The following is a 14,659-nucleotide window of genomic DNA, read 5'->3' as shown; positions in this document are numbered from 1 at the left end:
GAAGAATCCCGCTATGCATTGATAAATCTAGTTAATTATATAATTAAAGAGATTTAGGATCGTACATCCATAATGTATTGTTCTCTTGGAAGCCATCTTCACCAATAATGATACGGCCATCGCGCATAACAATAACGTTATCAGGTTGAGAAAGTTGCTCAACATCACAGCGCAGGGCACCGGTTAAGCTAGAGCGGTAAGTACTGCCCATTACTACCGGTTCAATGCGGGCTAAGTCATAGTTTTCTTCGAGTTTAGCGCGGTATACACCACCACAATCTTTAACGCGAGCTGATAACTGAATATCACCCTCATCATCAATTAAGGTGTTGTCTAAATCTGCAATGCCCATGTACATATATGCTGCTGTAACGTCTTCGTCTGCAATAGCCTCAACACCACCAACAGCCTCTAGAGCACGGTCGTGATTGATACTAATACCTTCAAGTTTACGCCACTCAGCGGTAGCACCTTTCATTTTAGCGGCTTGACGTGACTCTAAAAATGCCGCTCTATCGTCCATTGGTTGGCCCGCTGTTACTGCGCTGCCACCCTCAGCTACTGACGGATAAGTTGCATCACCATCAGCCCATGCTTGTACGTCTGCAAGTGTCATATAACTGGTTTCGCCATCAACGTAGTCAGAAGTATCAATGCCATCATAATCAGAAATCCACGCTTCGATCGTCGCATTGTTACCTGAGGCTAGTTCAACCCAAGTAACATCAAAACCGGTTGTTGCCGGTTCTGTACTACCAGCATCTTGCACTAATTTAGCGCCGTAAATTGTACCTGAGCTTAAGTCTTCATCAGCATCGGCAACAAATTTAAATAAAACACCACCGGTATCATCTTGTGAAGAGTAAACAGTGCGACGATCTGGCATTACAGTAGAGTTTTCATGCTCATAGCGGCCGATTGTGTAATGTTTAACAGGTACTGGGTTATCAGAAGTCGCGTTAGTAATTTCAACGGTATAGCCGTAACGGTAAGGGTTAGGAAAGTCAGGCGCTGTTAATGCTTCTAAATTATCGGTACTGGTATTCGCAGGATCGTTCCAGCTAGCGTCAGTGGTGGAATTTACTGTTGAGCGTACAATCCATTCCTCAGAGCTAAGTGGTGTGCCCCAAGGTGAAACCGAACCAAAACAGTTCGCCGCTGTACCACCAACACTATCAAAATCAACCATCATAGCTTCAGCAACTGACCAACTGCCAAATTGGTCTTTTTCTATTTTCATACGGCTAACACCACCAGGATATGACTCCCAGTTAGTGAATAAGTATCCTTCACCTTCACCCGTTGACACATAGCCATTGAAATCAGGCGCGTTGTTTTCAATAATTTTGTCGCCAGAAATAATGCCATAATGTACACCTAAACCACCAGCTAAGCCTTTGTCGCCTAAGTCTGCGAAAGTATCATTTGTTTGACCAATAATTTGATATTCACCTAATGCAGACACCACAACTTGACGCTCTGCTTGTGTTTCTGGTACCGGTGAATTAACAATTGTTTTTGGCAAGTTGTTAAAGTTAACGCCACGCAATACACCCACTGTACCTTTGTTGTATGCTTTGCCATTAACCGAGTCCGTCATGGTATTGGCATCAGAGGGATGTTGAACATTGAAGAACAAGTCGCCTTCATCAGTAAGAAAGGCTCCTGTAACCTCTGCACCAGTAGGTACTGTCGCTAAGCGAGTTAAAACCGCTGCCGACTGGCCATTCACACCATCAGAGCCGTTAGTACCGTCTGAGCCATTAGCGCCATCAGCTCCGTCAGAGCCATTTGAACCGTTAGCACCATCTGTCCCTGCAATACCTGGAGCGCCTGCTTGACCTGTTGCTCCATTTGCTCCGTCATCGCCACCACACGCTGACAACCCTATTACTAAAGATATAGCTATAGCTGATAACTTAAATTTGTTCGTTACTCTTATTGACATAGTTTTTTCCAATTATCTAAATAGTTAATAATGATTAATGGCAAACAGGCCCCTGATACTCAGAGAAAAGAGGTACTGAAAGTGAGCAACATCTTGATGAGGTTTCTTGACAATTTCATGATTGTAAAATGAAGTTAATGAGTCATTAAGATGACAAAAGCATAGATTTGCTAGGTTTTACAAAGGTAATTTCGTGTAAGAAAGACGGTATTTTTTTATACGGATTTTTAATAAAAGCAATTAAAATCAGGTGGTTGTTGTTTTATTGATGAGGTGAGGGCGTTTTTTGTAATGGTATTCACCCTCTTACTTTTTGTTCAGTAATAACTGATGGCAAAATTATCACGTTGAAGTAAGTGAGATAAAAAGTGATTTTTTGCCCCATTTTTATCTGCTAGAAAACTTTAATAATACGGCGATAACGAAATAAATTTATCACCATATTATACAGTTTTATCGACGAAGATCATTTGCCAAACTTTGCTTAGTAACTGTTTTAAAAGCTTAATTAAGCGATAAATTAACCATACTGCTAGTAAAAATAACAGCGCTAAAATACTCCAAGTAATTATATTAACACCTAAAGAATATTCTTTTTTAGGCTTATCAGCTTTGACTGAATCGTCAGCCTTTTTAGTGCCGGTAACACTGATCACTTCAACTTTTTGTGGTTGTAGTGCGACATTAAAATTGTTTTGGTTATGATCAAGAGTAATATTAAATTTAGCTGTTTTATAACCTTTATGGCTCACTTCAACCAGATACTTTCCTGGCGAAAGTGGCATAGAAAATTTATATTTGGGCACAATGTTTAAAATTCTAATTCTTGCCGATTGCGGTTCCGTGCTAATTTCCAACGGATAAACTTTTACACCTTTTTGCCAAAAATTTAGTGCGGTTTTATTGATAACGCCACTATTTATGATAACTTTCCGCTCAATTGCTTGTTGTTTAGAGTCTTTAGGTTGAGCTTTCAACCAGTAAGTACCTGACGCTAATATTGCCTGATCGAATATTTTTAAACCAGGCTCATAACGTGTTCGAGCAATAGTGATATTTTCAGCATCGTTATAATTAGCTAGCTCTAATATTCCACGATGCTTGCTTGTTGAGATAAGCTTAAATTCGTTAGTCTCGATTTTTTCTTTAACTTGTTTTAACCCCGGCAGTTTTGCTAATTCACCAGCAAACTCTTCTAGAATACCTTTTTTAATGGTGCCTTTAATGGTCTTTTTAATATCAGCATGTGCGATATTGGGTAAGATAGCAATGAACAGAAAACTACATAACAATAAGATTTTATTCATCACTTGAGTCTCCAATTAAACTTGTTAACCAACCGACGAGCTCAGGCGCTGAATCACCGAGTAAGTCTATGATCATTAAAACAGTGTCAGTGTCGCCATTATTTTTTATATAGTCGCTAATGATAGAGTCAACCGCGGCTTTATTTTGTTGATAGAGCTCTACACCACTACTTTTCATTAGCTCTTCTAGCGCTTCACCTCTGAGTGCATCTTCAAGTTTCTCTGTTAATTCATTAGACGCTTGATTTTGAGTTTTTACTTTCTCTGCTGTTTTTTTATCTTTTAAATTAATCGTATGCTGGTTAATACTATCTGCTTCGACCCCCATTAACTGCGCGAAAAACACACTAACATTAGAAAGTGCAACCACTTCAAAAATTTGCTTTTCAACTTCTGACTTAGCCGGCATATGCTGCTTTTGAGGTCTGCTTAGGTTACATATCTCTGAGTCGGGTAATGTGCTGCAATGGCCTGTAGAAATTTCCTTGCCATTAATGAGTAGTCGCCAGTTAAATGCCATACCAAAAACTAGCCATAGGATATTACCACCAGGATACTCAGTGCCGTTCATAGTAATAAGCTTATTTGGGTTTTCTCCTGCCCAAATAGAGGTTTGGCGTGAGCCTTTTTTTGTACCTAATTGGCATAGGTAAGAAACTTCTAAGCAAACATTTGGCTGGCTGAATAGTGAACTTGAGCTGGTGGTGAACTCAACGAGATCATCGCCGGTAAAACGCTTTTTTCCTTGATTAAGCACGCTAGCTAACTGTTTTTCTAATAAGCTATTAGCGCTGCTGGGCTCAGGGTAAGAAAAGCGTAAATGCTCGGGAGCATTAATTACCATAGTGTCAAATTTAGCTGGCGTTTCCTTATTTAACGCATTTGAGAGGTAGTGTTGATAATACCTTTCCATAAATAATTTAGGCTCTCGTGCACCGAAGTTTAGCGCGGCGGCTGTGATGTCACGCACTTCAGCAAGCGGTTTAAAGTTGTCGTGATGTGTGGCTTTTACTGTAATGCTATTGTAACCTGACTTAACAACCTCATTTAGCATTTCAAGAAATGCTGAGTTTAACCCTTGGGCATTATAGCCTTGACGATACATTTCAAGCTTCAAGCGAGCTCGTTGATCAATCGACTGCATCGCGATATCAATTTTCTTCTCCATAGCAAAGCAGTGTAAACGTCTTAATTTTTTACTATTAGCCCAGTGAAGAAAATCTCGATAGCCAGCTTTACTGTCTGAAGCGAGTGCCTCCTGCCATCGCCTATCGGTTGAAATATGCCGAGACAGGTATGAAAGCAAGAAAAAGAAGCTTAAAACCGTACCTAAAAATTGGCTGACGCCTAAATAGTAAGGTTCGTAAGGATAGCTTTGTGTTAATGATTGCGCCGACTTTTCTGTCAAAGGGTAAGTCGTTTCATAATCTAAAGAAAGCAGTACCGGTGTCGAAAGACTCTCAATAGGGAGTAATCTATTTTCTTGCCAAGCAAAAATAGTTTGTATATTACCTTGATAGGTAAATACTTTGTCAGTATATATTTGATATTTTACTGAGCCGAAGGCGATAGTTATTAGCCAAACGATGGCGCCAATTAAGGCATAACGAGATAAACGTTTTAATTTAATACGCCAAATAGAGTTTGGCTTTGATTTGGTAAGCTGACGAATGAACATCCAAAGAACAAAACAAGCAAGAATAACAATTTTTATCATTAATACGTCCATGCCAAAATATATGATGAGCAAGCCTATAGCTATTGGGAAATAGCTTTGCCAAGCAAAATATAAATATTATTTATAATCAATTCGACCAATTTATCACTAAAACTTGAATAAAACCAAATTATTACGAGCATTTTTTAGTCGTTATACTTTGTGTAGGGTAGAGAAAATAAGACTTATGCGTTGTGATCATAGCCTTTCAAATCAATTGATAGTTTCGTTGAATTAAAAAAATTAGCTCTTTTTTGATGGGGCAGAATGACTGATGTTGAAAGGTGATAACTTAAAGTTCCAGCTTGCACACCTATGAATAAGGCCGACTTAAATAAGGTGAATGAGTTTTGGCTGATATTTTGGTATTAATTGCCAGTTGAATGTGAATAGAAGTAGAGCGAATTAGTTTCAAGTAGGTATATAAATGCACAGACGTTGTTTTAACAATATGCGTTACAAGTTATTAAGAAACTTTGATTTTAAAGGAATAGTGTGAGAAAAGATGGGGTGGCTAAAGGGACTTGAACCCTCGACAACCGGAATCACAATCCGGGGCTCTACCAACTGAGCTATAGCCACCACTGAACTTACTTAAAACGCCTTGTGGTAAGGCGCGGAGAGTATATTGCATTTGTTAGCTTATTGACAAGGAAAATATCTTATTTCAGATGATTTTTCTTTACTTTTTTGTTGCTCAGAAGCAATTATCGACAATACTAGCAAATATTTCAGCACTGAATAAAAGGCTCAGTCCTAGATATACCTGCTAGCCCGTGCTTAGTATATTTTTTAAATTATATTTTAAATGTTTTTACTTGATCAGATAAATCAGCCGCAAGTTTTGCCAACTCATCACTTGCCGCTGAAATTTCTTGGGCACTATCACCAGTTTCAACGGAGATATCGCTAATTTCCACGGCTTGTTGGCTAATATCTCGTGCGACTTCACTTTGTTGTTGTGTAGCAGTCGCAATTTGAATATTCATATCGGAAATGAGAGACACTGATGCTTCAACTTCAGATAATGAGCGCGTCACTTCATTGGTTCTATCAACAATTTGCTTAGCTTGTTCACTACCGACATTCATTGATGTCGTTGCTCGGCTTACTTTGCTTTCCAATGACTGAATCATGGTTTCTATTTCAACGGTAGATTTTTGGGTATTTTGTGCAAGTGTTCGTACTTCATCCGCAACCACAGCAAAGCCTCTGCCTTGTTCACCAGCGCGGGCTGCTTCGATAGCAGCATTGAGTGCTAATAAGTTGGTTTGATCGGCAATCCCCTTAATAACCACGAGAATATTGACAATGTCGGCAGTGCCTTCTTGTACTTCATCGATTAAGGTTTTTGAATCGAGTATACCAACTGACAGTGCTTTGATTTGCTCGATAGTTTCATTAATGGTTAATGAGCTAGTGTTAACCAGCTGTTTCGAGTTGTCAGCAGCATCTGATGCCTCCGATGTTTTACTGGTGACTTCATCAATAGAAGCGCTCATTTCGTTAATAGCGGTTGCAACTTGATCGGTTGCTTGATGTTGACGTCTGACATTCTGATCTGTTTGCGCTGTGATGCTAGAAAGCTCTTGTGATGCTGTTGCTTGTTGCTCTGCTGAAGCCGAAATATGTTCAATCATGCCTTTTAAGCGCGTAATCATGTCTCGCATAGCTTGTTGTAATAAACCTAATTCATCGCTTTGATTTACTTCAATCGTTTGGGTTAAGTCTCCTGCTGAAACATGCTGAGCAGCTTTCACTGATGAGATGATAGGAGTACTGATGTTTTTTGCAATGAATAGCCCAATCAATGTAATAATAATTGAGACTATGATGATAGTGATCACGGAGATTTTAATTAATGCATTCGCAGCAGCAAAGGCTTCAGATTCATCAATTTCAGCTATTAAGGCCCATTTAAAGTTGCCTAAGTCGAGCGTGGTAAATGACGATAGTACAGCATTTCCATTATAGTCATTAATTATTTCACTAGCAGACACGCCGTTAAATGCATGCTCGACAGCCTTAGTATCTACACCATTTTCAGCGATTGTTCCTGCAAACGATGCTAGGATCGAGTGGCCTTTTGGATCAAGAAATGAATCAGAACGCATGCGCTTATCTTGTCCAACCAAATAGGTTTCACCTGTTTCACCCATACCATCGCGTTGTTGCATAATCTCATTCACTTTACTGCTTGGAAATTGCAATGCAATGTAACCAATATGGGTGCCATTTTCGTCGGACTTTTTAGCCATAATGAAAGCTGCTGGCTCATTATTTGATGGTGGATAGGGTTTGAAGTCGCTGATGGAAAGTGTACCTAAAGCACTATTTTTAGCGTTCACAAAGGCATCATTAATACTACTTTTCGCCAGTGATGAAGTACTAATGTTCATGCCTAAATCAGATTCTTTAGCGGCGCTGAAAACAATATTGCCTTTTAAATCAATCAGGAATAAATCATACCAAGCGTTAATTTTATTAATACTTTTTAGGTGCTTTCCATATTGTTGTTCAAGCTGTTGCCATTCTTTTCCATTGACACCTGTGCTAGCAGTAGCTGCTGTAAACTTCTTTAGTGCTATTGCGGCATAAGGATCACTGTCGAGTATCAGCAGGCTTGATTTCAGTGAAGAAACATAGTTTTCTAATTGTATTTTTTTAATACTCTTGATTGACTCTAGTTGATTAAAAGCTTGTTGCTGAATGGCTGTTTGGGCCATATTGATACTAAAAAATGCAAATATGATAAGAGGAAGTAGAGAAAGGCATAGAAATGAAAATGTTAGTTTTTGATTAATTTTTTTAAATTTGTACATATAATGAACTACCTTACATCCGAACAACTCAGCGCAATGCTTAGCTGATACTCATTATGTTTAATACCTCCTGGCGCTGAATGATGTCCTATAATTTTAGCGTAACACAAATTTTAAGAAACTCTAGCGCGTGCTGAATTATTTTTAAACGTTCTTTTAGTTGTTAATTATCTGGTTATTTTAGCTTTTTCAGTTAATTTGCTAGTATTAAGTAAAATCACTTAGAAGATAAATATATGTCATTAGAAAGCATTTCTGCACAAATTCTTAACACTGAGCAAGGCAATGAGAAAAAAATGCCGCCGGTTGAGTTATGGGATCCACCTTTTTGTGGTGATATTGACTTGGTGATAAAGTCGGACGGTAGCTGGTTTTATAATGGCACAATATTTAAGCGCTTATCTTTAGTTAAGCTCTTTGCCTCAGTCTTAAAAAAGGAAGCCGAAAAGTACTTCTTAGTTACACCAGTTGAGAAGATAGGTATTGTTGTTGAAGACGCGCCGTTTTTGATTACCCAATGGCAGTGGTTAGATGATGCAAAAACTATTATGCAAGTTAGCAGCAATTTAGGCGATAGTTTTACTTTAAGCGCCGAGCATCCGTTAACGCTGACAGAAGAGGGTGGCCTATATGTCACCGTTAGACGTAACTTACCCGCTAAAGTGCATCGTAATGTTTATTATCAGTGGGTTGATTTAGCGAAAGAAGAAAACAATGAAAACGGCACTGAATTATGTTTTTACAGTGCCGAACAGCGATTTGTTTTAGGGGTATTAGAAGATTAGTTATATTACGCGAGAAAAACGTTGTTTATTTAAATGTTGCTTCATGTAGGCATCAAAACTCATGCAAATATTACGTATCAGTAAGCGTGCTTTTTGATTCACTTTGATTTCATCAGCACTATTGGTCATTAGCCCATCATTAATAAAAGTGTTTAGTGATGGTAAATCTTCGGCAAAATATTGATCAAAATCGATGGCAAATTTTTCATTGATTTTATTTTTATCGAGGTAAAGGTTACACATTAATTCACGTATGACTTCACCACGAATAATATCGTCGTTGGTTAAACTTACACCTTTTACATGGGCGTGAGCTTGGTTATCAATTGCCTTGTAATAGTCTTGTAATTCTTTAGTATTTTGACTGAAGCTGTTACCAATAGCACTAATAGATGACACGCCTAAACCGAGCAGATCGCAGCCGCCTTTAGTGGTGTAACCTTGGAAGTTTCGGTGCAATTCGCCTGCTTTTTGCGCTATTGATAGCTCATCTTCAGGTTTAGCAAAGTGATCCATGCCGATAAAGTCATAACCAAAATCACATAGCTTTTCGATAGCGAGTTTCATTAGGGCAAACTTTTCATCAACACTGGGTAACCACTCATCTCTTAACTTTCGCTGGGCAGCAAAGCGAGCAGGAATATGGGCGTAGCTAAACAGTGAGATGCGATCTACATCCATTTCATGCGCTTTATTTAAAGTACGAGTAAAGGTGTCGATATTTTGGTGCGGTAGACCGTAGATTAAATCGATATTAATGGATTTAAAGCCAACTGCTTTTGCGTGAGCAATGAAGTTTTCAATAAATTCAGTAGACTGTACTCGATTAATGGTTTCTTGCACCTTTTCATCAATGTCTTGAACACCAATGCTTATGCGGTTGAAGCCTAGGCTATAAAGATGCTCTGCTAGGTTCATTTCAATTTCACGAGGATCGATTTCGATACTCATCTCTACTTGTTCAGCAAAAGTAAACTTTTCTTTTAGCAGCTCAACCAGTTTGGTGATTTGTTCGTGTCGTAAAAAGCTTGGTGTGCCGCCACCCCAGTGTAACTGTTTAACGGTGTAGTCTTTAAATAGTGGTGCTCGAGAGGCAATTTCTTCGGCAAGAAATTCAAGGTAAGTGTCCGCTTTATCGCGATGGCGAGTGATAACTTTATTACAACCACAGTAATAGCAAAGGCTATGACAAAAAGGGATATGCACATACAAAGACAACTCACGATTAGGTGAAGCTTCAATGGCTCGAACCAGATGATCATGTTGGAATTGATCATGAAACTCTAGTGCTGTTGGGTATGAAGTATATCGTGGGCCACTAGTGTTATATTTCTTTAATAGCGCGCTATCGAAAAATTGAGTTGCTTGCATGAGTCTTCTCGTTTACCAATTTGACGCTATTATAGATAAACTAGCCGCCCAAACATTGATCAAGCGCAATGCTGACGGCTTTATTGTGACTTATGTCAATTTTGTTCTATTTTATTATTATATTACAGTAACTTGATGTTTTTAAAACGAGTTAATAATATTTTCCGACATTATTGCGTGGGTTGACTCAATTGCTGTTTCGTTCATTCGCGTATTGATGTAGTAAGCCAATATCACGGCGAATATCTTCCGCTAGCTCTGCTTCAAGCTTCATGCGCTCAAGGTCGAGCTTCATACGCGTTCGTTTATCAAGCTTTTTACGTTCAGCTAAAATAGGCATATGCTTAATACCTTCATAAAATTTAAATACCGCAGGAAATTGCAGATTTAAATCTTGGCTTAGCTTTAATGAGTCAAGCAACACACTCAAACGCCAGCAGCCTTCGGCAAAGTCGCACTGCTCTTCTTTCATAGCTCGCACAATAATAATGACACTGGCGATGATTTTTTTATCATGCTGTTGCAGTGCTTGTTGTTGCGCGGCTTTTTGTTGCTCTTGTTCTAGCGTTTGTTGTTTTAATTGACGCAATAGCTTAACTGCTACTGCGGCTAGTACGCCAATAATCACCATGGCCAATAACGCGAGATATATCCAAGGATTTGAAAACATGAAAGCTACCTATTCAAATTTTGATAGGTCACTGCTATCAAATTTGTCCCATAAATCATCTTCAGAGTCTGAGCTTTTAGTTGGTGCTATTATCTCTTCTTCATCATCATCAAGCCCCAATGCTTGACTGATTTTTTCATGTTGTTCCATTAATTCATTGTAATAATTAACATCTTCAGCTGTTAGTTCTAAATCATCGTCTTGCTTTTCAAGTATTTCAAGCAAACGAGGATCTTGCTCAATACGATTTAGCTGCTCAGCTAAAGACTCACTCGCTTCCACCGCGCGAATGGCTGCGATAGGTGAATTATTTGCTATGACTTTTGCCGGTTTAGCAGCTTTGGTTTTAATTGGTGCAGTAACAGGTTTACCTAAGTCAATAGGTGTTTTATTGCCAATACGTGGATCTTTGTTTACTGATGATTTTTGCCCATTATTGACTTTAGGGCTAGCTTCTTTTTGGCGATTTCCCGCTTCTTTGCCACTTTTTTTCTTGGCTTTACGAGGTGTCGGGGTCACTAATTTTTTCTTGTCATCTTTAAGGATGCCAATTGAGCCTGTGCCTGGCTTGCGGGATTTTTTAGTACGAGACATAGTTATAACTTTTGCTAATGAACAATTATCACTATTTTACGACATTCCACGCTAAACCGCGATAGAAAGAAAAAAAGCGACGTTAATAACGTCGCTTTTGGATGAAATGTGGCATAAGCCAAACATATAATTCCGATTTTAAGGGGCTATCCTAGCCTTTTGGTACAGTCCTTGTGAATTTGACAGTTTCCAATATTATTATAGTCACTTCCGTGCTTAAATTTATTTTTTTCGGTCGTCCTGACACTTTCTTGGTTTATCCTTAACGCCCTCTATGGGCAAATTACTTCAGCACTCTTCCTGAGTATTAGTAAACTATCCGTATTTTAAATTATTTGCTGCGTATATAACGCTTATTGCTTTCCGTGCAAAAATTGTCCGTTTTGTATGCTGCTACTAAAGTAGCTGACCCATACTTTACGTGACTTTGCCAAAGCAGCAAGCTATTTTTTTCAATTGTTTCTTGCACTAAAGTCGAATAATTAACAAGTGCTTGTTTTTAAATGTAATATTTTTGTTAACAAATGTAATTTAATTATCCTTTATAAATAATAATGGTCAATGTCTTACAAGAAAAATGGCAGATAAGCTAATTAGTTATTTGATTTTTATTTACGAAACCCTTCGTTAATAGGTGCTGTAGCGTTTTTACTATATTGTGCATTTGCGAACAATGAATAAATACCTGGAGAAGAGAGTTTAGATAAAGTTGAATTATTCGCCAGCACAGTGTCATACACTGAAGTGTTTTTAAGCTCAGGTTTGTTGTTCCAAATAGTGTTGGCGTTTATGGTGGTGGCGTGTTGAAACGCATGTTGTTATGAAGTGTGACGAAAATTAACTTTTTTAAAGCAGTAGACAGTGATGGAGCAACTATCTACTGTATTGTCGCTTTTAATCTTCTTGTTCGTGTAACCAAGCGGCGTGAGTTGGTGCTTTTTTAGTTTTAGACCATTCTTCAACCATTAACGGCGCAACACGTTTAAGCTCAGCATATTGTTCAGCTGTACCGGTATTTGTAGCGAGTTCTAAGCGGTGGCCATTAGGATCAAAGAAATAGATAGACTTAAATATTCCATGGTTAACTGGGCCTAAAACATCTACGCCATGGGCTTGTAAGTCGTTTTTCGCTGACACTAGGGCATCAATATCTTCAACTTCTAAAGCAATATGTTGTACCCATTGCGGGGTATTTTCATCACGTCCCATTTCAGGTGAGTTAGGTATTTCAAAAAAGGCTAAAACATTGCCCATACCAGCATCTAAAAATATATGCATGTAAGGATCTGGCGCTTTAGTTGACGGTACTTCATTTTCTGCAATAGCGACAGTGAGTTCCATATTTAAATGCTTTTGATACCAGTCAACGGTTTCTTTTGCATCTTTACATCGGTAAGCCACATGGTGGAAGCGTTTTAAATTAATCATAATGTTGTTAGTTACGTTATAAGTTAAACAGATCTCGAATGAGCTATTTTTTACCATAGCTCGATAATAGACCCTAATTTTCAGATGAGTTTAGCGACGTAATGTTGTCAGCAATTACGTACGCTTTACTTTACAAGCTGATGTTATTTCGCTGCGATAATCTCTTGCCATTGCTTTGTTAAATTATTGTCTACAACTTTAAAAGCAATACCCGCTAAAGGTGAGTCAGTGACTTGCAGTGTCGAAGTTAATAGCTGATCGTCACGAAAGAAGTGGCAAGTTAGCTCGGTATTTACCGATAAATGTTCAAATAAAGCCTGTATTGTTGATTCGGTTATTTTGATGTTATCAATAGCAATAAGGGTATCGTTCACCGCTAATCCTGCATTTGCTGCCGGTGAATTTTCCAATACTTGGTTAATAACTAATCCCAAGGTTTGAGCTTTGTAGTGAGCCCCTAAATAGGCGTGATAACATGTGGCCGGAGTAGTCTCTAAGCTATTGAGCTTTTTGAATTTTTGTTTCTGTAATTCAACGCCATATTCTGCTAACTCTTTGCTGATATCAATACGTTCATTACTATCGAGGTGGCGTTTAAATGTTGTTGAAATGTCTTCTCCACACAACAGGTTAGCTATATTAATAAAATCGTCTTCCGTGGTGCCTGTGTTAGTACGACCAAAGTGGATCCATAGTTCACGCATCAGGGTGTCTAAGCTATATTGATGATTAGATTTACTGCGAATAGTTAGATCTAGCCATAAAGCAATTAATGCGCCTTTAGCGTAGTAACTGACAATGTTGTTAACCGCATCTGGACCTTGTTGATAAAACTTGGTCCAAGCGTCAAAACTTGAAGCGGTAATGCTTTGCTTCAACTCACCCGCGCCACGAAACACCCGTGTTGCTGTTTTTGCCAATATAGCTAAGTAGGCTTCAAAATCAATTAAGCCGGTGCGGTAAAGTGAAAAGTCATCGTAGTAAGAGGTGATACCTTCAAATGCCCATAATTGCTTGGTGTAGCTTTCTTTTTGTAAATTATATGGCACAAATTCTTTCGGCTTAATTCGACAAACATTCCAAGCATGAAAATACTCGTGCGAACATAAACTTAAAAAGGTTTTATAATTATCACTCATATCGGCATGAGTTTGTTGAGGGTTGGGAAGATCAAAGCGACTAGCCTGCAAAATAGTCGAGTTTTTATGTTCTAAGCCGCCAAAGCCCTGTGCCTGCAAATGGGTAATAAACCAATATTCTTTAAAAGGTGCTTCACCAAATAAATTAATGTGGTGCTGACATAACTTACTGACATCTGCCGCCAAGCGCTGCGTATCGCCATAATGTTTACTGGTAAATACTAAATGATGGACTACACCTTCCACAGTAAATTCGGTGCAATCAAACTCACCAATGGCAACAGGACAATCAATTAAATGTTGATAATTATCTGCAATATATCGACCAAATTGAAACTTTTCAGTTTCTTTTGCTCGGGTTAAACCTGTGGCGACTCGCCATTGGTTATGTGTTGTGTTTGCTGATGGCTCAATGATGAGCTCGCAACTTAACTCGCTTAACTCTGTGACTTGTAAAAAGGTCGAGCTGCCATTGAAAAAACCACGTTGGCTATCAAGGTAGGCTGTGCGAACAGATAAGTCGAAAGCAAACACTTGATAACGCACTTGTACTTGGTCATCTTGGGCTTGTAGTGACCAAGTTTGCTTGTCTATTTTAGTTAATGCTATGGCTTGTTCTTGGCCGTCAAACGCATGGATTTGCGTTATATTTTTAGCAAAGTCGCGGATCATATAACTGCCAGGTAACCAAGCGGGTAACGATAAGGTATAGCTTTGGCCAGGCGTACTTTTAAATGACAGTAAAACCTCAAATAAATGGCTATTTGGATTGATAGGAAAAATTTGATATTGGATCATGTTGGAAGACAATTATTGGCAAATATTTGTCTTCCAATGTAGCAGAGTTGATGGGATAAAACAGCTGTAAAATAGCGTCT

10 protein-coding genes and 1 tRNA gene are annotated in these 14,659 nt (G+C 38.6%); 1 reads left to right on the top strand and 10 read right to left on the bottom strand.

Going from position 1 to position 14,659, the window contains the following annotated elements; genetic code table 11:
* Positions 1 to 43: 43 nt before the first annotated feature.
* From B0169_RS02010 to B0169_RS01990, 5 genes are all read right to left on the bottom strand, one after another.
* Positions 44 to 1,948 (bottom strand): alkaline phosphatase PhoX, encoded by a 1,905-nt coding sequence (locus B0169_RS02010; protein ID WP_077284172.1) that lies wholly within the window; start codon positions 1,946 to 1,948, stop codon positions 44 to 46.
* A 443-nt stretch (positions 1,949 to 2,391) separates the two neighbouring features.
* Positions 2,392 to 3,258, bottom strand: coding sequence for a carboxypeptidase-like regulatory domain-containing protein (locus tag B0169_RS02005; protein WP_143323434.1), 867 nt, complete (start codon positions 3,256 to 3,258; stop codon positions 2,392 to 2,394).
* Entirely contained in the window at positions 3,248 to 4,972 is a 1,725-nt protein-coding gene (locus B0169_RS02000) for a hypothetical protein (protein ID WP_077284531.1), read from the bottom strand. The genes B0169_RS02005 and B0169_RS02000 overlap by 11 nt, the downstream gene beginning before the upstream one ends.
* 506 nt (positions 4,973 to 5,478) lie before the next feature.
* Positions 5,479 to 5,554: transfer RNA gene (locus tag B0169_RS01995), tRNA-His, on the bottom strand.
* A 215-nt stretch (positions 5,555 to 5,769) separates the two neighbouring features.
* Positions 5,770 to 7,698: a methyl-accepting chemotaxis protein gene (locus B0169_RS01990; RefSeq protein ID WP_235838434.1), complete on the bottom strand. Its 1,929-nt coding sequence runs from the start codon at positions 7,696 to 7,698 to the stop codon at positions 5,770 to 5,772.
* A 332-nt stretch (positions 7,699 to 8,030) separates the two neighbouring features.
* Between B0169_RS01990 and B0169_RS01985 the strand changes: the two genes are divergently transcribed.
* Positions 8,031 to 8,579: a DUF1285 domain-containing protein gene (locus B0169_RS01985; protein WP_077284166.1), complete on the top strand. Its 549-nt coding sequence runs from the start codon at positions 8,031 to 8,033 to the stop codon at positions 8,577 to 8,579.
* Here B0169_RS01985 and hemN read toward each other — a convergent pair whose 3' ends face one another.
* The 5 genes from hemN to B0169_RS01960 form a co-directional block, all read right to left on the bottom strand.
* On the bottom strand, positions 8,580 to 9,950 hold the full coding sequence (gene hemN, locus B0169_RS01980) for an oxygen-independent coproporphyrinogen III oxidase (protein WP_077284164.1): 1,371 nt from the start codon (positions 9,948 to 9,950) through the stop codon (positions 8,580 to 8,582).
* A 187-nt stretch (positions 9,951 to 10,137) separates the two neighbouring features.
* Entirely contained in the window at positions 10,138 to 10,620 is a 483-nt protein-coding gene (locus B0169_RS01975) for a DUF2489 domain-containing protein (RefSeq protein WP_077284162.1), read from the bottom strand.
* Positions 10,621 to 10,629: 9 nt separating this feature from the next.
* Complete coding sequence (gene yihI / locus B0169_RS01970; RefSeq protein ID WP_077284160.1) at positions 10,630 to 11,214, bottom strand: Der GTPase-activating protein YihI; 585 nt, start codon at positions 11,212 to 11,214, stop codon at positions 10,630 to 10,632.
* 894 nt (positions 11,215 to 12,108) lie between these two features.
* On the bottom strand, positions 12,109 to 12,642 hold the full coding sequence (locus B0169_RS01965; RefSeq protein WP_077284158.1) for a VOC family protein: 534 nt from the start codon (positions 12,640 to 12,642) through the stop codon (positions 12,109 to 12,111).
* Positions 12,643 to 12,785: 143 nt separating this feature from the next.
* A complete protein-coding gene (locus B0169_RS01960) occupies positions 12,786 to 14,579 on the bottom strand; it encodes a M61 family metallopeptidase (protein WP_077284156.1) in 1,794 nt (597 codons plus the stop codon).
* Positions 14,580 to 14,659: the final 80 nt, after the last annotated feature.

Origin of the sequence: Cognaticolwellia aestuarii (genome assembly GCF_002000025.1) — a bacterium.
Taxonomy (GTDB): domain Bacteria; phylum Pseudomonadota; class Gammaproteobacteria; order Enterobacterales; family Alteromonadaceae; genus Cognaticolwellia; species Cognaticolwellia aestuarii.
The sequence above is the reverse complement of the archived record's forward strand: the minus strand, read 5'-3'. Positions and strand labels throughout refer to the sequence as shown.